The sequence below is a fragment of the Streptomyces phytophilus genome, from assembly GCF_013870535.1.
In the GTDB taxonomy this organism is placed as follows: Bacteria; Actinomycetota; Actinomycetes; order Streptomycetales; family Streptomycetaceae; genus Streptomyces; species Streptomyces phytophilus.
Genome location: NZ_JACBXC010001418.1, coordinates 1 through 1,470, shown reverse-complemented (window position 1 = coordinate 1,470; position 1,470 = coordinate 1). Strand labels below are relative to the sequence as shown.

General features: G+C 70.8%; 1 protein-coding gene. It reads left to right on the top strand.

Going from position 1 to position 1,470, the window contains the following annotated elements; all coding sequences use genetic code 11:
* Positions 1 to 1,248 (top strand): hypothetical protein (locus H5J30_RS32930; RefSeq protein ID WP_181791352.1); only part of this gene is annotated, 1,248 nt, incomplete at its 5' end.
* Positions 1,249 to 1,470 lie beyond the last annotated feature (222 nt).

Genomic DNA, 1,470 nt, shown 5'->3' with positions numbered 1-1,470 from the left:
GCGCAGGACGCCGCGGGACGGCGGGTCAGGGCGATCCTGGCGGGCAGCTCGCGCTACCTCATCGGCCCCTGGTACGCCGGGACCTACCGCACGTACCTCCCGGACGGCTACATCGACCTCCGCGGCACCGACGAACGCGCCATCCGCCTGCCCGCCATGGCCGCCGTCGCCGCCACCACCGCCCTGGTCAGCGGCGTCTACGACCCGCGCACCCTCTCCGCCGCCAACGCCGCCATCCGCACCCGCAACCTCATCCGCACCCTCGCGGCCCGGCACCGGGCCAGCAACGCCGACCCCGCGACCCGTTGGGGCAACACCTGGCAGAGCGCACTGTGGGCGTACTACACCGCCCTCGCCGGCTGGCTCTTCTGGGACGAGCTGGACGACCAGGAGCGCGGCCACCTCGCCGCGATGACGGCGTGGGAGGCGGACCGGCTCACCACCGGCAACGACATCCACCTCATCGGCACCTCCGGCGAGCAGCTCTACGAGAAGCGCCGCGACGGCACCGCCGTCACCCCCGGCGACAGCAAGGCGGAGGAGGACAACTGGAGCGCCGCCGTCCTCTCCCTGGCCGAGGCCATGATGCCCGGCCACCCGCGCGCCGCCGCCTGGGCCCGCCGCAACATCGAACTGCTGCTGGCCGCCGCCGCCTGCCCCGCGGACCTCACCGGGAGCGAGACGATCAACGGCATCGAGCTGTCCACCTGGCTCCAGGGCACGAACATCGCCGACGACGGCACCCTGGACAACCACCACATCCTGCACCCGCTCTACATGGTCGCGTTCGACCAGAGCCTCTACGAGGGCTTCGTCTACGGCCTCGCCGGCCGCTCCGCCCCGCGCGCCGCCCTCCACAACATCGACCGCGTCTACTCCGCCCTGGTCGACCTGCCCTTCCCCGCGCCCGACGGCACCGAGAAGACCATCTACCAGCCGGGCAGCGGCGAGATCCACTACCCCGAAGGCAACGACTGGGGCACCCACTTCCCCTTCTACTTCGGCAACTTCGACCTCCTGGTCTCCCTCACGGCCCAGGACACGGGCATCGACCCGGCCGCCGCCTCGTGGGAGCGCCGCCACAACGAGGAGCAGCTCAGGATGATGTCCCGCTTCGACGACGGCCGCACGTACGGGGCGTCCGGCGAGAACACGTACTACGGGCGGGAACACCGCATCGGCGCGATGGCGGGCCAGGCGTTCCTGACCCTGCACCTGGCCCGGAAGGACAAGCTGCGCTTCGCGTAGCTCGGGCGCTGCGGGGGCCCGAACGGGCCCCCGCAGACCGATACATCGGAGCTATCACCCACAACTCACCGCCTCTCATGGAGACTTACCCGTACGCAGCCCATTGACATCCGATGTATCCGTTCCTACCTTCCGGGTCATCCGATGAATTGGAGCCGCGATGCGCACCCCTCACCCCCGCACCAAGCGGCACGCTCTCGTCCACGTGCCTGATCGCCGCCA